Origin of the sequence: Gleimia hominis (genome assembly GCF_002871945.2) — a bacterium.
GTDB classification, from domain to species: domain Bacteria; phylum Actinomycetota; class Actinomycetes; order Actinomycetales; family Actinomycetaceae; genus Gleimia; species Gleimia hominis_A.
In genome coordinates this window covers 2,059,214-2,079,152 of the sequence record NZ_CP126963.1, presented here as the reverse complement: position 1 = coordinate 2,079,152, position 19,939 = coordinate 2,059,214, and the positions used below count along the sequence as shown (strand labels likewise).

Below are 19,939 nucleotides of genomic sequence, written 5' to 3'. Positions count from 1 at the left end.
CGACCCTATTTTCCTCCGAAGACCTGTTCTGCCTTTCTTGGTCCCGTTCTGCCCTCCGGGGGTACTTAAGGCTGTTTTCCCCTTAGGTACTAGGGATTCTCCTGAGGTACTTGCAGCTGTTTTCCGTTGAGGGTACCTACGCTGTTTGGGCTGTGCGGCGTTTGCGAGCTACCTCGTACAGGGTGATCCCTGTAGCTACGGCTGCGTTGAGGGATTCGACTGCGGACGCGATAGGAATGGATACGATTTGGTCGCAGGTTTCGCGCACCAGGCGGGATAGGCCGCGCCCTTCCGCACCCGTTACTAGCACCAGCGGCTGGGTTGCCAGATCCAGCTCACCAATCGGTAGGTCCGCGTTCCCATCGAGCCCAACCACAAAGCAGCCGGCGGTTTTCAGTTCTTTTAGAGCATTCACTAGATTTGTTTCACGTGCCACGGGGACGCGTGCGACCGCGCCGGCTGACACTTTCCACACGGTGGCGTTGACTGCTGCGGATCGCCGCACGGTCGTAAGTACCCCCGTCGCTCCGAACGCCCCACCGGAGCGTAGCACTGCCCCGAGGTTGTGCGGATCCGTCACCTGGTCCAGAGCCATAATTAACGCAGGTACCCCCTTTCGATCCGCCCGATCCAGTAGGTCTTGCGCAGTGCAGTAACTGTATTCCTCAGCTTCAACTCCCACTCCCTGGTGGGCTGGCTGGCCAGACGCGTTCTCGAGGTCCCGTTTCGTCACCTCGACAACGGGAGCTCCCTGCGCGGTGGCGGCTCGAACCACGGACATGACCCGCTCATCGTTCATCCCGGATGCTACGAATACGCGGGTAATCCCAATACCTGCATCCACGGCCTCAAAAACCGGGTTGCGCCCAACTATAAGTTCATTTCCCGGCGTGATCTTAATGGACGTGCGGTTGCGGTAAGCTTCCCGCTGAGCCTGTTTCGCTTCTTCTTGTTCCCGCTGGAGTTTGCGCTGGTGCGCGGGGTGGTACACGCGGTCTTCCGCTTTTGGTGTAGGCCCCTTACCTCGCAGGCCGCGGCGGGAATGGCCTCCCGTTCCTTTCCTCGCACGCCTGTTTGAGCCCTTCCCCCCAGCGCCTTTACGCGCTCCTTTTGCTGCCATGACTTCCCTTTCCGGTAGCGCATCCGCCACACCGTTTGCCACGGGCGTACGGGCCAAACCACGTAAGTACCCCCGCGCTAATCAACACTGGTTCACAGTTTACCGGCACCTCAGTTGCGAGTTCACCATGCGGAACTTTAACCCGTAAGATCTGGGTTTACACTGGCCCGTACCGTGACGGTCATTACTGTGCTGCCGATAACGAGGTGAGTGAAAGTGCTTGAGGGTACCTGGTATCAGACTTTTTACCCGCATTGGCTGCTGCGCCTGGGCTAACCTTGGAAATGGTATTAAACACAATTTCTTAGGAGCTGATTGTGACTACTCGCACTGAGTCCGATTCTATGGGCAAGATCGAGGTTCCGGCTGAACACCACTGGGGTGCGCAAACGGAACGTAGTTTGCATAACTTCGACATTGGACGGTCCACTTTCGTGTGGAACCGCCCCATGATCCGCGCGCTGGGGGTACTTAAGAAAAGCGCGGCACTTGCGAACGCACAGTTGGGTGAACTGCCACAAGATGTGGCGGACCTGATTGCGCAGGCTGCTGATGAAGTTATTGAAGGTAAGCTCGACGCAGATTTCCCACTGGTCGTATTCCAGACGGGTTCCGGTACGCAGTCTAATATGAACTCGAATGAGGTCATTTCTAACCGTGCTATTGAACTTGCTGGTGGGCAGATGGGAACTAAGTCGCCCGTTCACCCGAATGACCATGTTAACCGCGGACAGTCTTCAAACGACACGTTCCCCACTGCGATGCATATTGCGGTTGTGTCAGAGCTTAACCGTCATTTCTACGGTTCAGTGCAGAAACTGCGGGACACGTTGGCGAAGAAATCAGAGGAGTATGCGGATGTGGTGATGGTTGGTCGCACTCACCTGCAGGACGCGACACCTATTACATTGGGTCAGGTTATTTCTGGTTGGGTCGCGCAGATCGACTTTGCGATTAAGTGCGTTAAAGATGCTGAGGAAGGGGTCCGCGAGCTTGCAATCGGTGGTACCGCGGTAGGTACTGGGCTGAACGCTCACCCGGATTTCGGTGCGTTGTGTGCGAAGAAGATATCTGCGGAAACGGGGATTGAGTTTAAGCAGGCTGATAATTTGTTTGCTTCTCTGTCAGCTCACGATGCACTAGTCCACTTGTCTGGGGCACTGCGTGTTATGGCGGATGCTCTGATGAAGATCGCGAATGATGTGCGCTGGTACGCGTCGGGGCCTCGGAATGGTTTTGGCGAGCTGAATATTCCAGAGAACGAGCCGGGTTCTTCTATTATGCCGGGCAAAGTGAACCCCACTCAATGTGAAGCGATGACCATGGTAGCGGCGAAAGTTTTCGGTAACGACGCGACCGTAGGGTTCGCGGGTTCACAAGGTAACTTCCAGTTGAACGTGTTTAAGCCAGTTATGGCATGGGCGGTACTTGAGTCTATTGAGCTACTTGCGGACACGTGCGTGTCGTTTAACGATCATTGCGCTGTTGGGATTGAACCTAACCGGCAGAAGATTGACCATAACCTGGAGATCAACCTGATGCAGGTGACCGCACTTAACCGCCACATTGGTTACGATAAAGCGTCGCAGATCGCAAAGAACGCGCATAAGAAAGGAATTTCTCTGCGTGAGTCTGCGTTAGAGCTTGGGTTCTTGACTGATGAGGAGTTTGACAAGTGGGTTGTGCCGGCGGACATGACCCACCCATCGGCGGCTGACTAACGCGTAAACCATTTACGTACCCCCGTGGATCTTCACTGATCAAACAGTTCACCTTCCACGGGGGTACCTATAATTTAGTTAGTGATCCTTACGATTTTTGAACTCCTTGATTATGATCCCCACAATTCCAACCGCTAAACCAACCCCCACCCAGATGGCGAATCCCGTTAACGAGAAATGGTCATCCAGAAGACCATTTGATGTCGTGGGATGGAGATCAATTCCGAGACCAGCTTCAATGGCATAAGTCAAACCGCCGAACGCACCGCAAGCAATAACGATACCTATTTTCTTCCCCATGGTTCACCATTCCTCGTAATCATTCCTCTTTGAAACAGCTCTCATATACATCCTCAACCGCGAACACCTTCTTTAAAAACTCACCCAGTTCTTTACCAACAACTTTTATAAACACGTCTTCCGCTTCTGATTTCAAATAGTCATTTATCGCCTCAGCAACGGTCATAACTCCCCCAGCTGCTTTAATCCACTTCCAATACTGCGCCCCCGGCACCGCAATCTACGCATTGTCGGCTTGGGACAGATTTGTGGTTGACGCAGATGACGCCACACCTCCTACCGTCAGTGACACTGCAGCACTCAAAAGTGCAGCAGTGACTGTTAAAAAACGCTTCCTTTGGTTTTCATGATTCTTCCTTGAAATTATTTTGCGACTTACATATTTTGAGTGTTTTCACCCGGTTTTTATTCGAGTATGAATACTGCAATAAGACCCTTACTTCGGGTTCCCTATGGAGCTTAAAAACGTTCTAGCCACTTTGCTCTGTAACGCCAGCAGTCACTCGCGTTTTAGCGAAATGTGATTACCAACATATCAACATCGATTTTCACCCGCAATAGATCCACGTCATTCGGTGCCAAAACGCCTTCCCCACCCTTAAAACACCGTTTTCTCGAGCCAACATTTCCTACAATTTGGACAAGCTAGCCAACTTTAACGGGGGTATTTAGGGTGTTTTTGGATGTTTTAGTTTTTTACGTTCCCAAAGAAAACACGCATGAGGTTCTGCGTACCCTGTTCGACGCCGGAGCGGGAAGCGTGGGTGACTATAGTGAATGCGCCTTCATCACCGCCGGCACCGGCCAGTTCCGCCCACTACGGGGCGCACACCCAACAGTGGGGTACTTAGATCGGTTGGAACGCGTGGAAGAAAACCGGGTTGAACTAACCTTTAACCGAAAAATACGGACACGAGTAATCGAAGCGTTACGCAGAGCTCACCCGTACGAGGAACCAGCCTTTCACGTAATCGAAAACCCAGTACCTCACGAAACACAAAAACCGGCTACGAACACGGAACAAGCCACAGACCTAGGCTAGGTGCCAGTGCACGCCTTGAGCCCCATCTTCAACCACGATTCCCGCATGTGATAACTGATCGCGAATCGCGTCAGCACTTGCCCAGTCTTTCTTGGCTCGAGCCCGTGCGCGTTCTTCAACCAAGTGGGTAACCAAGATGTCTAACGCACGTTCATCACGTGAATCTGCGCCACTATTTTCCGCTGATACCCACTGCTTCGACAACGGGTCAAGCCCCAGCACGCTCATCATGGCGCGCACATCCAAGAGGGCCTGCTGCACCGTTTCCGCAGCCGCTTCACCACTTTGCGTCAAAGCCTGGTTGCCCGCTTTCAAACGGTCCCAAACGACCGCCATTCCACCTGCCACATTGAGGTCGTCATTCAGCGCCTGCGCGAACTCCTGAGGGACAGGATGCTGCTCAACTTGCTCGTCTGTTGCCGCACCAACAGCCTCCGAGGCCCGCGTGGCGAAACCAACAAGCCTATCCCACGCCTGCGCAGCAGCATCCAACGTGTCCTGCGAATACTCCACGGTTGAACGGTGATGCACCGTACCGAGCGCAAACCGTAAAACAGGTGCAGGAACCTCACGCAAAATATCTTTAACCACCAGGGAGTTGCCGAGGGACTTACTCATCTTCTCGCCCTTCATAGTCACCCACGCGTTATGCACCCAAAGACGTGCGAACGGGTAACCCGCGCCATGCGACTGGGCTTGCTCATTCTCGTGGTGCGGGAACCGTAAATCGATTCCACCACCGTGAATATCGAACTCATCACCAAGGTACCGCCGCGACATTGCGGAGCATTCCAAGTGCCAACCGGGCCTGCCCCAACCCCACGGTGATTCCCAAGACGCGGTCTGCGGCTCCGTTTCTTTCCGGGCTTTCCACAGCGCGAAATCACGGGGGTCCCGCTTCCCCGCTTCCACCCCCGCGTCGAGCTGGGATTCATCCTCAGTCGAACGCAGATCCTCAAGACGCTGGTGGGTGAGCGAACCATAATCCCCCAGGGAACGCACATCGAAATACACGTTCCCACGCCCATCTTCGTACGCATGTCCCCTATCAATGAGGCGCTGGGCAAGTTCTATTTGCTGCGGAATGTGGGCGGTGGCTCGCGGTTCAAAAGTGGGGGGAGCAGACCCAAAGCGTCATAAGCGCGAGCGAACTCGCGTTCGAACTTAGAAGCCCAAGCCCACCAAGGTACCCCAGCTTCAGCGGACTTCGCCAGAATCTTGTCGTCGATATCCGTTATGTTACGAACGTACGTGACCTTCATGCCGCAACGACGGGCCCACCGGATTAACGTGTCGAACGCTACTGCGGAACGCAAGTGGCCAATATGCGGACTCCCCTGCACCGTGGCGCCACACAGGTAAATGCTAAGCTCACCTTCACGAATCGGGTGCAGCTCTTGCAGACGGCGGGTTTTCGTGTCATATAGCGATATAGTCACGCCCCCTAGGATATATGCTTTCCACACGAGTTTGCAGTTGCCGCCTTCAAATACATTGTTCGGCCAAAACACAAAGAGTAAGGTTGATTCTCCTCAACATCTAAAATTGGAAGTCTAATGGTGCAATAGGACCGTGAGTGCGACGCCGATGACGAGCAGCACAGCACCTACTAGTAGGTTTCGAGACAATTGAGCATGCTGATTTGGATCCTTGACACAGATAGCGGAGCTAAGCACGAGGAGCAATGTGAGGCCCCCAACTGTCCAAACTAAAATTTGCAACAGTGACGTCGGTGCGTCGAGCCCCAGCATGACTGTCGAGTACCCGGTGTACAACACTGCTATAAGCAGTCCCGTGCGGGAATGTACAACAGCCGCGGCAACGGTAAAAAGCGCGCCGAAGATGTGCATTAGCAGCACCATAAAGGGCCACGTGAGTCCTCTTTCTATCCACAGATGCGGACCCAACCCAATGAGGGTACCTGCGCGCAAGGAACTCGCAGCCACCGTTGTTACCGTTAGCGCCGCCGGAACAACTAGTCCAGCTGGGAGTTCTGAATTATGGTTCGTAGTTACATTAGTCATGGGATTCTCCTTACGGGTAGGGCAATGGGCTGGCGAGAAGATCCGCCTGATCGAGTGGGGTCTGGCGATATCCAGCATCTACTGGGCATGTAAGGTACCTTGGATGACCCAAAGCTGGTGATTGTGGAGGATACGGTTGCGAAAGCTCGGGAATAAATGCTTTCCAGATTTTTGTGTGGCTAAAGTCCGACGGAGTGAAGTCAAACATAATCGGATCAATTCCTCGAACCTGCATAGCTGTGTGGATTCTACGATGCGGATCCGGATCGGCCTCATCACACCGGTCATATAGTTCGCTAAGCTTCACCTCGCCCCCACCGTTAAAATACCAATCGGCCTTTTCCTGATTTCGTGGATAACCGTAATAGGTAATTGCTTGTACAAAGCGTGTGAACTCATATGGCTCAGCGTCGGCATGTATACCAAAGAGACGTTGGAAGGCGCTTTCGAACTGCCAGTTGTCTGCCAGCTGGCAGATTCGCAGTGATCGTTCTGACTGACAGTACTCCCCGAGTGCCGACCTCATAGCATCATCGGGGCTAGCCCCCACGCCGCCACCGGCGTTATATCGCAACTCAGGCAACCAGTTATCGAATTCTATTGCTGTCACCACGGGAAACTCGAAAAAATCCAGGTTTTGCAGATAAAAATCGGGTTTGCCGATACCTCGCTCAAGTTGAGCGAGCGCACGTCGAATACGAGGGTTCCGCGGCTCAACATCCATGACAATTTTGTCTAGAGGCACGCGTCCATGCCAACGAAGGTTTACAGCATCTCGTTCAATCAGCTCATCGAGCGCATGATATACAGCTTGATCAGTCGTGATGTGACTAGCAAGCCCGCCCGAAGGGGCAAGACCTATGAGTGGTTCGTCTTCTGGACGGTAATATATGAACAGAACAAGTTGCGCGGGAACCCAACAGGTTTCTCCCGAATAAAGGCGAGTACCTGGGATCCATCCCATTTCGGTGTTATCGTCCCACCTATCGAAGGCAAAGTGAGGGTCAGCGTGCTGCGCGTCTGAAAAAATAGGAAGGTCTTCCGGTCCTAGACAACGGTTCCCACGGTCTTCCATCGCCCGCCTTGAACCTGTTTGCAGGCGGTCCGCCCAGGATAGAAAAGCAAACGAACCTAAGACCCGTTCGATCCCCTCTCCCATGCTCGACACATATGTTTCGTGTAGGTCTAACCCTTTCCCACCACCATAGACTTGGGTGGCGTAGGAGGAATTTAGGCCAGCCACGCCGAGAAGTCGGCTCGTGACGTGGTCGAAATCGAAGTACTGCCCGTGCCCTACATGAAGACCAGCGCCCGGTGCAGGCCGAAAATATGTCGTAAGCAGTCGCACGAAACCGCTGGGACTGTAGAGTTGTTCAACCTCGTCTAAAGCTACTGCCTCAGCGTGCTCCAGACGAGGTTTTATGATGGGACGCCGATTGTTGAACGACCATGAAGTGAGCCCATCACTGGTAGGAGAGCTTGTGATCGTAGGTGGAAGATAGGTAGCGGTCATCAGTGATTTCCTTCCCAGTCAAATACTCGAAAACAGATCAGATTTACGATGACGGTCGACGCGACCAGGATTCCCAATGCTAGCCAGTCGATCGGATGGTTAATGTACGAGTTCATAAGGGATTCGTTGAGAATAGTTAGGGGATTGAAGTCTGAAACTCGGTGCAGCCAGTCGGGGAACGAATCTCTGGGTAGGGCAGCTCCGCTCGCGAAGAAAGCGAGGAAGAAAACGGCTGCAGAAATTACCTGTACGCTACGTACCGGTAATGGTAGACCACCCAAGAATATTCCGTAGCTCATTGTTACGTACAGAGATAGCAAGCTTACAGCGATAAACGCGAGCCAGTTCGCATGCTGCGGTGGGCCGTAGATCGCGAAAGTTATGATAGCCAGGGCAAGAATTGAAAGTGTCAGAACAATTAGAGCAGTGAAGAACTGGGCTGCAAAATACCCCCAGGCAGGTAGCGGTGAAAGCCGATATCGCTTCAGCACACCCTGCCCACGGTTCTCTGCAATGTGAATTGACATGCCCATAAGGCCGACATTTGCGGCGGTTACCCCCACCATTACTGCCATGTAACTATCGATGAACCTCCCACCACCAGGAACCGGGGTTGTTCCCCCAATGGATCCTACGAAGAGCAGTAGTATCAGCGGGAATGCTATGGAGAAGAACAATGCAAAGGGTTCGCGCAGAAACAACCGAGTTTCCACCACTGTCATCGCATATGTGGAACGTAGATTTCTCACTTAGCTTCCTCCTGCTGCGCTACCCGAGTCACGACGTCACCTAATCCGACGGGTCTGAGTAAGACGGCGTCACCGCCTGGAAGTGTAGAAATAGCCCGTTGAAGAGTATTGCGGTCTCCGAATACCAACCACGTGTCGTCCGGACCACGTCGAAGTTCCCCGACTTGCTGCCACGCGACAGTATCAACGCCTGCCGGAAGTACCGCGCAAGCAGCTGCATTTAGTCGGCCTATTAGTTCATCCACTGTTCCCGTAGCAGCCACTTGACCGTGCGCCATCACAATAACGCGATCCGCAAGTTCAGCAGCATGGTCAACGTCGTGTAATGTCATGAGCACTGCAAGTCCTTCATTGCGACGCCGACGCAGGACCTGCACCAAGGCTCTACGAGATTCGGGATCGAGACCAGAAGTAGGTTCATCAAGCAACACTAGTTTGGGCTGCCCGATAAATGCGAGGCATAGATTGACCCGCCGTTTCTGCCCGCCGCTAAGCGTATCGAACCGTTTGTCAAGCAGCGTAGCGATGTCCATCGCTTCAACTAGATCTTGTGGTGGGCTAGATACCGCATATATATGGGAGTACAACCATAATGCTTCCCGCACCTTGATCCGGCTAGGCAGCTGTTCTTCTTGCAGTTGCACACCAAGCCCGTCAGGTATGCGCGCGGGGTATGTTTGCTCGTGTCCAAGAACTTCTATGCAACCAGAGTCTGGACGCCGCAAGCCTTCTACACACTCCAATAGTGTGGTCTTACCTGATCCGTTATGTCCCAGTAATGTAACAATCTCCCCAGCGCGGACGTCTATGTTTACCCGGTCGACGGCGCGCACTGCCCCGTAGGTTTTCGTAACATCAGCGGTCTTAAGAACTAACATGATCCTCCGAGCGTGAGGATAGGAAAGACAAATGAGCTGCCCTGCAGATGTCTTCTGGGACCCCCGCGTTTCGCCAAATCCTCACTTCCTCAACAATGGCGAAATGTGGATGTAACCCTAGTCCAGGTGCGCCTGACCCAAGTAAAAGCCGGCCACCACCAGAGGCGTATGCCGCGAGAATGTCATGAAGAAACTGCCAACCATCCCTCAGTTGCGAGCGCTCCGACGCCGACAAGGCACGCAAACCGAGATACCGCATAGCCTCTCGACGTCCCATAGCTAAGGCGCCTGGATGACGTAGCGCCATGATGCGTGAGTGGTGCGGCATGACGCTAGACAGTTCAGTCATACCCTGCGCAGTCATCAGTGCAGTAAGGTCCGCACTGTATCGTACCGAGGCAAGCAGTGGGACAAGAGGACGATTCCACCTCAGCAGCGTTCCCACGATTCTTTCGGGATCAGGTCGGCATCTGCCAAGTACTACCAGTGCTTCTTGCGGCAGGCGCGAGAACGACTCTATGTCTCCGTACCCGGAGGCAATTGCCATTACGCTCGGTAAAAGCCCTTCTATGGTGATGCCCGGCAGAAAATCGTGTGCACCGCCTACATCTGACTCAAAGAATGACATTGCTCCAGGCCCAACCTCGAGAGCCAAGCCAAGACCAGAATAGGAAGAGACACGTGCAAGTCTAAGAACATCACTATGCGGTGTCGATGCTCCACAGCACAGCCAGTCCATGCCGCACTGTGCGAGCCCTTCAATAACACATTCCGAAACACCGGAAGGTACTGTCGTGCGCAAGCCACGCGGCTTCGCATCCACCCAGGGCCCTCCCCACTGGAACTCAAGACCTAACTCGCGTGCATGCGTCGCGTATTCAACCGAGACGCCCAGTCGTCTATCTATTTGGATACCATCGGCAAACACGGAGATAGACTTCACCAACTCGTGAATAGTTCCCTCAATCGGACTTGATAAGTAGCCAGCTCCTGTACCATGCGCGTCATGCCACATGCTTCACCACGCTCTCTGCGCACGTACCTTGCGGTAGCGACGCCATACCAGACATTGAAACAGGAGGTGCGCCGTGATAGAAGCAAAGACCGTGCCTGCTAGCAGCACAAGTCCTCCCCACAGCAAGCCCGCTAGGATCTTACCTATGATCGCGTTTATACCGAACGCCACGTGATGGAGACCGAAAACGACTGCTGACGCAAGAATTGCCAGCAGAGGTCTTGTATCGGAAAGAACTGCGTGAAGTACTGCACCGCGGAAGAGGAATTCTTCGGTGAGCGCTGTCCCGACTGCGACGCTCCACCACACCAGGGGTCTGTCGAGCAGTGCCCCGACCGCGGGCTCAGCATCCCGAAGAAAAATCCCAGCTCCGAGCGATGGGGCATTCCCCCTACTTGCAGCACTGAGAGCCAATTCGATGAAATATGGCACGATAGCAGCTGCGGGAACCAGTAAGAGTGCTAGTGGGAGACCCCAGTTCATTTTCTTCCAAAGGGCGGACATAGGTATTAGGCCCACCCCCCAAGCCACAACTACTCCTGCAACGGTGAACATCAAATAGATGAGTGCAGCCCGATCAACAACCCAAACGTCTAACGCGGGGATTCGCTTGGCCAACAAGTCTATGACTAACATAGTGACACCGAACGCCGGCAGAATACCGATCGTTACAACTAAGGCCAGCGCGCTGGCACTCATTCTTGCCTGCCCGGTTTATTACCTACGGCAACTAGCAGCTGGACGAAATGGTCTTTACCGTCGAGGCGAAGCAACCTGTTAGTTGCATCATCTTGGAATGCAGCAACAGCATTGACCGCCAGGCCTAAAGCTGTTGCCGCAAGATACAGCTGCCCGCACACAACTCCAGCGTCGATACCCATGTACCGATATCCTCGTGTGCCGTACTTCCAGGAGACGCGTTCGTAATTCCCCACGATAGCAATGACACATTGAGCGTGCATAAGCCAATTTGTAGCGAAACTAGCCTCAACAATAGGCGCGCGGAAGTCACCGGTCTCAGCCAATACGAGGCTGTGATCAAGCGGATCATACTCGTACCGCCCCCGGTCTAACCCCGCAACATTATGGGCTAGAACTTGTACGTCAATGTCCTGCAGACCGCCGGCAGATGGGAAGACACGGCGTGGAATATCACGGCGCTGATACGCACGGTCGATTCCTTTGCTGCTTAGACTCATCTTGAGCACAGCCGCCAATTGGTCTAGCGGGAGCGGCTCGAAATCAAAAACCGGAGTTGAACGACGCAACCGCACGAGCTCGTAAAAATCTGAAGCACGGGAGGGAATATAAGTAGGTAAAACAGAGCGAATGTCACCTTTCCGCCCCACGTGCAGGTCGGGCGCACGTAGTGTTTTGGTTAAGTCTGCTCCGTCAGCATTGGCCTCAGCTCTTAGACATCGGTGCACAAGGTGCGCTACCCGCACTTGTTCCTCATTGCGCAACGCTACACTCTCAGCAATAGCACGTTGCATCGCATGGGCGAACTGGTCGGTACACTCGCCTCTCGCACTGGCTGCTTTGAGAATTGTTGTAAGCTCGGCAAGTATTGGATCCGTCCCGCAAGCGAGGACGTCGTCATAGGAATTATCTTGGTCCACTTGGGGATTGGGAGTAGGTGTTGTGGTAGTCATATTAAACTCAGTTCTTCTCATTGTTGGGTTTAAGTGCTACAAGTGCGGCGGTAAATCGCTCAACACCGTCAAGATCTAGGGTGCGGTCAACGGTAGTGTCAATAAAATCCACCGCAACAGTCGGGTTCAATCCGTGACTTGCCATAAGGGTGCCAATGTTGCCGACCAACATCCCAATCTCCATCAGCGCATTTCTGTACCCGCGGGGACCATGCGTGACTTGCAATCGTTGCGGTGAGGCCACAATAGCAAGATACGATGCAGCATCTGTAAAAGTGCTACGAACATCGGGGGACACAGCTTCAATAACGTCACCCCGCTGCTGGTCACTGAAAGTCCTAGTTTTGACTAGGCAGTTCTGTCCAGACGGAAGCAAATGCGCCCAACCATCCATAAGCACGATGACGTCAGCTGCAAACAATAATCCGCTCGCTCTACCAGCATCTGCCAGTGCTAATAGGGCTTTCCCCATTTTTCCTGGGATATCGCATAATTGCGTCATAGGGCCCGAATCGAAACTAGTAGTGGTAAATGCACGGCCGGTGGAGTGGAACCATTTGCGCAGTGCTTGCTGCTCAGTAATGTCCGGAAGATCAGCGAAAGCACCGCGCCGCCACCTTGCGTTGATCTGGAAAAGCTCGGCCGGGTCACCCTCGCAATCTGCAAGACGATTCTGGTACAAATCACGGCGAGTAGGGGCACACAGGGTGAGACCACGTCCAGGTAGAACAGTTTGTTCGAGCCCATGTTCGAATGCAGGTTCATTTTCGGTGTTCTGAGGGTGCTGTTCCGATCGCGTTGCTACCATAATTCCCTCCTAAACAAAAGTATGTTGAAGATCGGGACGTTTGCGGCTGCACTGCGGGCAACGTGGCATCTGCAGCACACGATGCGAAGCCACCTCAAATCTTTGAGTCTCTACGCGGACGACGCGTTCTGCCAGGCGAGATACCTCCCTAGATTGCACATCTGCAACACATAGCGCGGCCCACGCCGCAGCCATAGAAGCAACTTGTGGGGCAGCATCTGATATGAAATCGGTGCGCACCAGATCATCTTTGAAAACTAAGAATTCATCACGTAGGTGACGCGCTCCCTCATCTTGAACCTCGAAGCAGGCGTAACAAGCCGTTTCCCCGGGGTACACCAAAGGGCCAATCTGCACTTCTGGCCCGTCTGCATATGCAAAGAGAACCGGAACTCCCACCTCGTGAGATAGGGAGTTAACCTCATGATTAAGACGCGGACGCAACATATCGGTGGCAACAACAACCAGATTGCTACTAGATATTGCTTCCTCAATTCCGTATAGGTCAGTATCCGCTGCATATTTAGAAACGGTCAATTCGTCCATGGCGTCAAGTGTGGTCTTCAATGCTGAACCAATGTGACCATCACTGATAATAAGTACGTGTAGTTCACGTTGCTGGCTCGGTCGCACAAAGACGCCCTCATCAAGGAGCCGCTCAGTAAGAGCCTGTACATCCTCACGCGAAGCATCGAGGCGGCTAGCAAGTGAGTCAATATCGGTGGGGTTCAAACTCGCTTGGATGACACGCGTAAGCAGACGACGCCCCTGCTCATCGCAAATAACTTTCGAAAAAGCCGCGCGACTACCCGCGCGTACGAAAATTTCATCATCACCCTGAGGTAACAAATGAAGCCCAGACCGTAAGTAGAACTTGTCAGATTCCTGCGGAGTATCACTCATACTGCATCTCCAGTAGGTCGGATGTGAAAGAAGATTACTCGGGGATATATAGCATAAGGTGCGGTGTGCCAGGCGGAACACTCGGTGTACCAACTGGCACACCGGCACCCTCTAGACAATGGAAATATTTTAAGGTTAGCTCCGGCTAACAAACAAGGTGTTTTACGTAGTGCAAGATTAAGAGAGTTAACTTACCCCCAAACCGATGCTGAGTTACAGCACCAGCACCAGCAACACCAGCCGCCAGGAGCGACGGTCGCGTCAGAAGCAAAGTATTTTTCTTCTACTTTGTCTAAGATCCGCAGCATGTGACTCACCTCCTTTCGGCGTGAGGGAACAATTTCCATAACTAAAGTAAGTGACGTCACACTGACGTGTCAATGGTTAGGAAATAAGAGTTGGAAGTTTCCAAATAGTGGAATGCGTCTGAGGCTCCATCTTGACGCGTGGCTTCACTGGTTCTGGTCAGGGGGTACTCTGGTGGGTATGGGTTTTGATTTGCGCATTGGGGTAGGTACGGACACTCACGCGTTTTCTTCTGACACGTCTAGGCCCATGTGGCTTGCTTGCCTGCTTTGGCCCGGTGAGGTGGGGTGTGCTGGGCATTCTGATGCGGACGTGGTTGCCCACGCGTGCTGTGACGCACTCTTGGCGGCCGCAGACCTGGGGGATTTAGGCACCAATTTCGGCACTGATCGGCCGGAGTACGCTGGTGCGTCTGGGGAAACACTGCTGCGTGAAACCCTGCGGATTCTATCTAGTTCAGGCTGGCGACCCGTTAACGTGTCCGTTCAGTTGATTGGTAATCGCCCCCGCATTGGCGACCGCCGGGAAGAAGCCAGCACCCAACTTAGTAGCATAGTGGGGGTACCTGTGTCTTTTTCGGCGACCACCACGGACGGTTTAGGATTCACTGGGCGTGGTGAGGGGTTAGCGGCGGTCGCCACTGCACTCGTTACCCGGTAACGCCAACTTTTTACCTCGCAAGCAGGCATTCACCGTTTGGTTAGGGCATTCTATTTCATAGATCCCAGATGTGCTTTTTCCGCTTTTACGGGGATCATCATGAGGAGCCCTGCTAAGAGAATCAAGACGATACCGAGGATTCCCCAGTGTTGGCTAGAAACCTCAGGCCCTTCAATGGCTTTCCCGATGGAAAGGAATACCGAGAACATGAGTGGGGCCAAGAAAGAAACTGCGCGACCGGTGGTGGCGTAGAGTCCGAACACTTCCCCTTCTCGCCCTTCGGGGATTACCCGCGCCAGGAAAGATCTGGATGCGGATTGGGACGGCCCAACGAAAATGCATAGCAGGAGGCCGAAGATCCAAAACACCACGTGGGGGCTTAAGCTACCTAAGCCGTTATGGAAGAAGAACACGCACAGGCCAGAAATCACCATGCATGTGAGTGAGAAAATGATGACGGTTTTGGGGCCCAGGAGGTCGTCAAGAGCCCCGAATGCGATGGTGGCGATACCGGCGACGACGTTGGCGGCCACACCGAAAATGAGGACCTCCCCCGCGCTGAACCCGAACACACCGGCAGCGAGGATCGCGCCGAACGTGAATACGCCGGCGAGTCCGTCGCGGAAAACTGCGGAAGCAGCGAGGAAGAACAGGGAGTGCGGCGCTTCTTTCGCAAGACGCTTTACGGTCCGCCACAAGAGTTTGTACGACGTGATGATGGATTCGTGTTTATCCTGGTTAGCGTCTTTGTGTTTGCGCCCACGGATGGTTACCAGCACGGGAATGGCGGATAAGCCAAACCACGCTGCGGAGATCAGCATTGCCACGCGGATATCTAAACCATTTTCGCTTGTGACACCGAACAGCCCTACCTCAGGGTTAATGAACCCGAAATAGAGGAATAAGAGCAGCACAATCCCGCCTACGTAACCAGCTCCCCAACCTAGACCAGAAATGCGCCCCATGGTTTCTGGGGTGGATATGCGCCCGAGCATAGCGTTGTAGTTAACGGACGCGAATTCGAAGAACACGTTCCCCAACCCGAGTATGGCGATTCCAAGCCAGAGCGCTCCTGTTTTCCCGAGGGGAGATTCGGGTGCCACGAAGTAGATGAGGAACATGAGTGCGACCACGAGGTATGTGTTCACTCCCAGCCAGAATGTGCCTTTGCCTTTACGGTCGGCGCGTTGACCGGAAATCGGGGCGAGCAAGGCGATGACGATACCTGCAACGGTGAGCCCGTTAGCTAGGGCACTCGACGCCATGTCTTTGTCTCCGAACAACCCGGATGTTAGGTAGACGGAGAACACGAACGTTGTCGCAACCGCGTTGAACGCTGCCGAACCCCAATCCCACGCAGACCAGGCGAGAACTTTTTTGTTCACTATCGATGCTCTGGGCAGTTTTTTGCGGGTATTACCTTCGTTTACATGCTCGTGGCGAGGATCTATAGTCACACCTACAGACTAGGCCATCACCCGGTTAATACATACTTGTATCTACAATGTGTGCTGTTCGCATGCCCCGCATCCCGTTTGCGAGCTGTCGTATGCTGTTTGCCCAGCTTAGCGTCCTGCTGCAATAAATATGTTCTGTTGCAATAAATAGGAGACCGTTTCGCCTCGTTTAGCGTTCTGTTTGCAGTAGGTAGCGGGCTATCGCTACGTCTAGTTTTTTTGTTATTTTGAGGGACTGGCCGGATCCGTGGGATAGGTGCACTGGGACTCCTTTGGCTTCCACGAGGGCGCCGTCGTCGGTTGCTCCCCCGGTTTTCCATAGGTTTTTGGATTCGTCGTGTGCCTGCCAGATGGTGTGCCAGTGGAATCCTTGTGGGGTTTGCACGGCGCGTAGTTGCGCGCGGTCCACCTGCCCGATGACGCGGTCAACTTGCATGCCGTCCCCCGCGATGACGGGGTTGCTGGCCACCATTTTTTGCGTGTCAGTTACGGCCACTGCTGGGATCACTGCGGGCAGACCGCCCCTCAGGCAAGCAATGACTTCGGCGAACACGGATACGGGGGTGAGGCAACGGGCCGCATCATGAATGAGTACGGGCGTGTTTGGGCGCAGTGGCGCACCTATTTTTTCGGCGAATTCTGGGAGTAGTTGCAGGCCGTGGAACACGCTTTCTTGCCGGGTGGCTCCGCCTGTGACAACTTGAATGTTTGGGTGGGATTCGAAGTATCCGGCGATTTCGAATTCGTGTCCGGATGGGGCGGTTACAACTATTCCTGCGATTGAGGGCACTTGCAGGACGCCTTCGACTGCGTGTTGCACAATGGTTTTGCCGTCGAGGTCGACGAGCGCTTTGGGCATGTCGAACCCTAAGCGGGTGCCGGACCCGGCGGCGGTTACTATGACGAAGACGTCACGCAAGGGTGTGCTCTACTTCTTCTTTTTAGTGTCTTTGGTGTCTTCGGTTTCTTCAGGTTCAGCTTCCGCGAGGATTTCGTCGAGCCGTTCGTTCGCCGTGTCTTCATCCACTTCGCGGGCTAGTGCCAGTTCTGATGTGAGGATTTGCCGGGCTTTCGCGAGCATACGTTTCTCCCCAGCAGAGAGGCCTTTTGCGGAGTCACGTCGGCTGAGGTCGCGCACTACTTCGGCGACGCGCACAATGTCTCCAGTAGCGATCTTCTCTTGATTCGCTTTGTATCGACGTGACCAGTTGGATGGTTCCTCAATATCTTCTTCACGGAGCGTATCCATGACTTCTTCGAAACCTTCTTCATCAACCACGTCCCGCACGCCAACCATTTCGACGTTGTCTGCGGGTACTTGGATTGTGAGGTCAGCTTGCGCCACCTGAAGTGTTAAGTAAGTTTTATCTTCACCACCGAATTTACGGGTTGTGATTTCTTTAATTGTTGCGGCGCCGTGATGTGGGTAGACGACCGTTTCGCCCACTTTGAAAGTCATTATCGCATTTCTCCTACCGTTGTAATAAGCCTATTTTACCAGCTTTCGTTTGGCTCGTGCGGAGCAAGTTCATGAGGGCGTGCTGTGGGCTTGTAGTGGTAGGTGTTCTACTTTGAGGTGCGGGGATGGAAACTTGCAGAGGGGATATAAAACTCCCCGGGCTCTATGGGAGGAGTCCGGGGAGTTCCCGTTCAATGAGGCCGTGTTTTCAGTTCAACCAGGAGTGACGCTACTCAACAGGTAACCGCGCCCCCCCTCAGAAACCTACTTACCCTGGTTAGCTACCGCATCAATCTTCGCTTGCGCATCCGGGTCAAGATACGTGCCACCCTTCTTAAGCGGCTTCATATCCTCATCAAGCTCGTAATAAAGAGGCACACCCGTGGGAATATTTACACCCGCGATATCCTCATCAGAAATACCATCCAAATGCTTAACAATCGCCCGCAAAGAATTCCCATGCGCGGTAACCAACACGGTCTTCCCCGTCTTCAGCTCCGGCACAATCTCGCCATCCCAGTACGGAAGCAAACGCTCTAGCACGTCCTTCAAGCATTCCGTATCCGGAATCGGCTGGCCCTCGTACCGCGGATCGCTGTCTTGCGAGAACTCACTGCCCTTCTCAATTGCCGGAGGTGGTGTGTCATACGAACGGCGCCAGAGCATGAACTGCTCCTCACCGAACTCGTCACGGATCTCCTTCTTATCCTTCCCCTGCAGCGCCCCATAGTGACGCTCATTCAGACGCCAATCGCGCTTAACCGGAATCCAATGCCGATCCGCCGCATCCAACGCCAAATTCGCCGTCATAATCGCGCGGCGCAGCAAAGAAGTGAACAGAATATCCGGGAGGATACCCTCCTTCTTCAACAGCTCACCACCGTGAACGGCTTCTTCACGCCCTTGCTCAGTCAGCGGCACATCTACCCAACCGGTGAACAGGTTCTTCATATTCCAATCGCTCTGCCCATGGCGGAGCAAAATCAATTTATAAGCCATATAACTAGTATTCCACCTAACAATCAGCAGCGTCTAGGACTACGAGCACGAATACTTCCCACACGGACTTCTTCTACCCGCAGTTATTTCCCACGCCTACTGGGCCTGTTCGCGGTAAAACGCTTCCCTAATTTCATGAGGAATCCGACCGCGGTCCGCTACCTCAATGCCCTGCATCGAAGCCCATTCGCGGATCACACTCGCCTCAGAACGACTCCCCTCAACAACACTTCCGGCACTACGGCGACGCCCTCCAACACGTTTCGCATGCTGGATCCACTCATCCATCATTGTGCGTAAACGCTTCGCGTTATCACTCGTCAAATCAATCTCGTACCGAACACCATCTAAGCTAAAAGAAACCGTTTCATCCGCAGTTTCACCGTTCACATCATCGATCAATACGACCTTAGTTATGCTAGCCATCTTTATATACCGCTATTCCTGTAAAGTTGAGTTTTTGAGTAAGAGACGTAGAAACGTCAACTCGTAACGCTAGCATTATCGCATGAAATAAGACGAAGAAGTAGTTTATTCCATTTTTTAAAACAAATTCGACCTTTACTTAGTATCACCGCTATAGGTGGAGGGCTAATCATCCCCGCCGAGCAATGATAAATACGCGCAAAATTATCGTTGCAAGAGCCGCCTTGATAATCCCACCCGGGATGAACGGCACCAAACCAGCAGACATGATACCCCCAAACGACAACGTCTTCCCGAGCGAGTACAAAACCGCCCACATGTACGGCAAACCAAACACGAACGGCAATACCGTTGCCAATGTGAACCAACCGAACAGTTTCAACAACGAATGCGGGCCCTTCCCCTCAAGAGCCTTCCCAGACACGTACGCAGAGGGGATGAAACCAATAATGAACCCGAACGACGGTTTAAGCACCGCAGCGATCCCACCGGTGAAGTCTGCGAACCAAGGTACCCCTACGATACCTAAAAGCATGTACGCCACCATCGCCGCGGCACCACGACGCGGCCCCAAAGCTGCTCCAACCAAAAGTACCCCCAGCGTCTGGCCCGTAACCGGCACCGGCCACAACGGAACCGACACCTGCGCTAGTAAACCAACCACAGCTGCCCCCAACAGCACCTGGATGATCATCATCACCGTTGGGTTAATCGACAGCTGCCCAAGCATCGCGCCATTTCCCTGCCTCTGCGCACGCGCCACCTGAACGGGGGTACCTGCGTTGCGGGACTCCGACTCCCCACCACGGCGCTGCGAGAGCCGCTCGTGCTCTTGCGAAAATTCTTCTCCGACTGACTCATTTCATCTCCATTCCTATTAATCACAACAACTCTTGCTGCCACTACG

20 protein-coding genes and 1 pseudogene are annotated in these 19,939 nt (G+C 53.6%); 3 read left to right on the top strand and 18 right to left on the bottom strand.

Annotated elements, in window-relative coordinates; all coding sequences use genetic code 11:
* Nucleotides 1-136: 136 nt before the first annotated feature.
* Nucleotides 137-1,120: a 23S rRNA (guanosine(2251)-2'-O)-methyltransferase RlmB gene (gene rlmB / locus CJ187_RS09060; RefSeq protein WP_102216378.1), complete on the bottom strand. Its 984-nt coding sequence runs from the start codon at nt 1,118-1,120 to the stop codon at nt 137-139.
* 311 nt (nt 1,121-1,431) lie between these two features.
* Here rlmB and fumC point away from each other — a divergent pair, with 311 nt between their 5' ends.
* On the top strand, nt 1,432-2,841 hold the full coding sequence (gene fumC / locus CJ187_RS09055) for a class II fumarate hydratase (protein WP_102216379.1): 1,410 nt from the start codon (nt 1,432-1,434) through the stop codon (nt 2,839-2,841).
* 78 nt (nt 2,842-2,919) lie between these two features.
* On the opposite strand, the gene CJ187_RS09050 is transcribed toward fumC, so the two are convergent.
* Together CJ187_RS09050 and CJ187_RS09045 are read right to left on the bottom strand one after the other, a co-directional pair.
* Nucleotides 2,920-3,141 carry a hypothetical protein gene (locus tag CJ187_RS09050; RefSeq protein ID WP_102216380.1) on the bottom strand — a complete coding sequence of 74 codons (222 nt, stop codon included), beginning with the start codon at nt 3,139-3,141 and terminating at the stop codon, nt 2,920-2,922.
* Nucleotides 3,142-3,160: 19 nt separating this feature from the next.
* Nucleotides 3,161-3,307 (bottom strand): hypothetical protein, encoded by a 147-nt coding sequence (locus CJ187_RS09045; protein WP_158237721.1) that lies wholly within the window; start codon nt 3,305-3,307, stop codon nt 3,161-3,163.
* 513 nt (nt 3,308-3,820) lie between these two features.
* Here CJ187_RS09045 and CJ187_RS09040 point away from each other — a divergent pair.
* Entirely contained in the window at nt 3,821-4,183 is a 363-nt protein-coding gene (locus CJ187_RS09040) for a hypothetical protein (RefSeq protein WP_199171059.1), read from the top strand.
* Here the strand turns inward: CJ187_RS09040 and cysS are convergent.
* The 9 genes and pseudogenes from cysS to CJ187_RS08995 form a co-directional block, all read right to left on the bottom strand.
* Nucleotides 4,175-5,622 (bottom strand): annotated as a pseudogene (gene cysS, locus CJ187_RS09035) (cysteine--tRNA ligase). The gene CJ187_RS09040 and the pseudogene cysS sit on opposite strands and share 9 nt — an antisense overlap.
* Before the next feature lie 114 nt (nt 5,623-5,736).
* On the bottom strand, nt 5,737-6,207 hold the full coding sequence (locus CJ187_RS09030) for a hypothetical protein (RefSeq protein ID WP_102216382.1): 471 nt from the start codon (nt 6,205-6,207) through the stop codon (nt 5,737-5,739).
* A 10-nt stretch (nt 6,208-6,217) separates the two neighbouring features.
* Nucleotides 6,218-7,720 carry a YcaO-like family protein gene (locus CJ187_RS09025; protein ID WP_102216383.1) on the bottom strand — a complete coding sequence of 501 codons (1,503 nt, stop codon included), beginning with the start codon at nt 7,718-7,720 and terminating at the stop codon, nt 6,218-6,220.
* Nucleotides 7,720-8,469: an ABC transporter permease gene (locus CJ187_RS09020; protein ID WP_146003080.1), complete on the bottom strand. Its 750-nt coding sequence runs from the start codon at nt 8,467-8,469 to the stop codon at nt 7,720-7,722. The genes CJ187_RS09025 and CJ187_RS09020 overlap by 1 nt, the downstream gene beginning before the upstream one ends.
* Entirely contained in the window at nt 8,466-9,347 is an 882-nt protein-coding gene (locus CJ187_RS09015; protein WP_102216385.1) for an ABC transporter ATP-binding protein, read from the bottom strand. The genes CJ187_RS09020 and CJ187_RS09015 overlap by 4 nt, the downstream gene beginning before the upstream one ends.
* 1,018 nt (nt 9,348-10,365) lie before the next feature.
* Nucleotides 10,366-11,061, bottom strand: a complete 696-nt coding sequence (locus CJ187_RS09010; RefSeq protein ID WP_102216386.1) for a CPBP family intramembrane glutamic endopeptidase — start codon at nt 11,059-11,061, stop codon at nt 10,366-10,368.
* Nucleotides 11,058-11,825: a SagB/ThcOx family dehydrogenase gene (locus tag CJ187_RS09005; protein ID WP_284667564.1), complete on the bottom strand. Its 768-nt coding sequence runs from the start codon at nt 11,823-11,825 to the stop codon at nt 11,058-11,060. Before CJ187_RS09005 ends, CJ187_RS09010 begins: the two co-directional genes overlap by 4 nt.
* Before the next feature lie 196 nt (nt 11,826-12,021).
* A complete protein-coding gene (locus CJ187_RS09000; protein ID WP_102216388.1) occupies nt 12,022-12,822 on the bottom strand; it encodes a hypothetical protein in 801 nt (266 codons plus the stop codon).
* A 9-nt stretch (nt 12,823-12,831) separates the two neighbouring features.
* Entirely contained in the window at nt 12,832-13,725 is an 894-nt protein-coding gene (locus tag CJ187_RS08995) for a TOMM precursor leader peptide-binding protein (RefSeq protein WP_102216389.1), read from the bottom strand.
* Between the two features lie 486 nt (nt 13,726-14,211).
* Between CJ187_RS08995 and ispF the strand changes: the two genes are divergently transcribed.
* Nucleotides 14,212-14,691, top strand: coding sequence for a 2-C-methyl-D-erythritol 2,4-cyclodiphosphate synthase (gene ispF, locus CJ187_RS08990; RefSeq protein ID WP_102216390.1), 480 nt, complete (start codon nt 14,212-14,214; stop codon nt 14,689-14,691).
* 50 nt (nt 14,692-14,741) lie between these two features.
* Here ispF and CJ187_RS08985 read toward each other — a convergent pair whose 3' ends face one another.
* The 6 genes from CJ187_RS08985 to CJ187_RS08960 all read right to left on the bottom strand — a co-directional run bounded on the left by CJ187_RS08985 (nt 14,742) and on the right by CJ187_RS08960 (nt 19,762).
* Nucleotides 14,742-16,142, bottom strand: coding sequence for an MFS transporter (locus tag CJ187_RS08985; protein ID WP_146003091.1), 1,401 nt, complete (start codon nt 16,140-16,142; stop codon nt 14,742-14,744).
* Between the two features lie 175 nt (nt 16,143-16,317).
* Nucleotides 16,318-17,067 (bottom strand): IspD/TarI family cytidylyltransferase, encoded by a 750-nt coding sequence (locus tag CJ187_RS08980; protein WP_102216391.1) that lies wholly within the window; start codon nt 17,065-17,067, stop codon nt 16,318-16,320.
* 9 nt (nt 17,068-17,076) lie between these two features.
* Nucleotides 17,077-17,607 carry a CarD family transcriptional regulator gene (locus CJ187_RS08975; protein WP_102216392.1) on the bottom strand — a complete coding sequence of 177 codons (531 nt, stop codon included), beginning with the start codon at nt 17,605-17,607 and terminating at the stop codon, nt 17,077-17,079.
* 264 nt (nt 17,608-17,871) lie between these two features.
* Nucleotides 17,872-18,606 carry a phosphoglyceromutase gene (locus CJ187_RS08970; protein WP_102216393.1) on the bottom strand — a complete coding sequence of 245 codons (735 nt, stop codon included), beginning with the start codon at nt 18,604-18,606 and terminating at the stop codon, nt 17,872-17,874.
* 96 nt (nt 18,607-18,702) lie between these two features.
* Nucleotides 18,703-19,032 (bottom strand): histone-like nucleoid-structuring protein Lsr2, encoded by a 330-nt coding sequence (locus CJ187_RS08965; protein ID WP_102216394.1) that lies wholly within the window; start codon nt 19,030-19,032, stop codon nt 18,703-18,705.
* Nucleotides 19,033-19,201: 169 nt separating this feature from the next.
* Complete coding sequence (locus tag CJ187_RS08960; RefSeq protein WP_102216605.1) at nt 19,202-19,762, bottom strand: biotin transporter BioY; 561 nt, start codon at nt 19,760-19,762, stop codon at nt 19,202-19,204.
* Between the last annotated feature and the right edge of the window lie 177 nt (nt 19,763-19,939).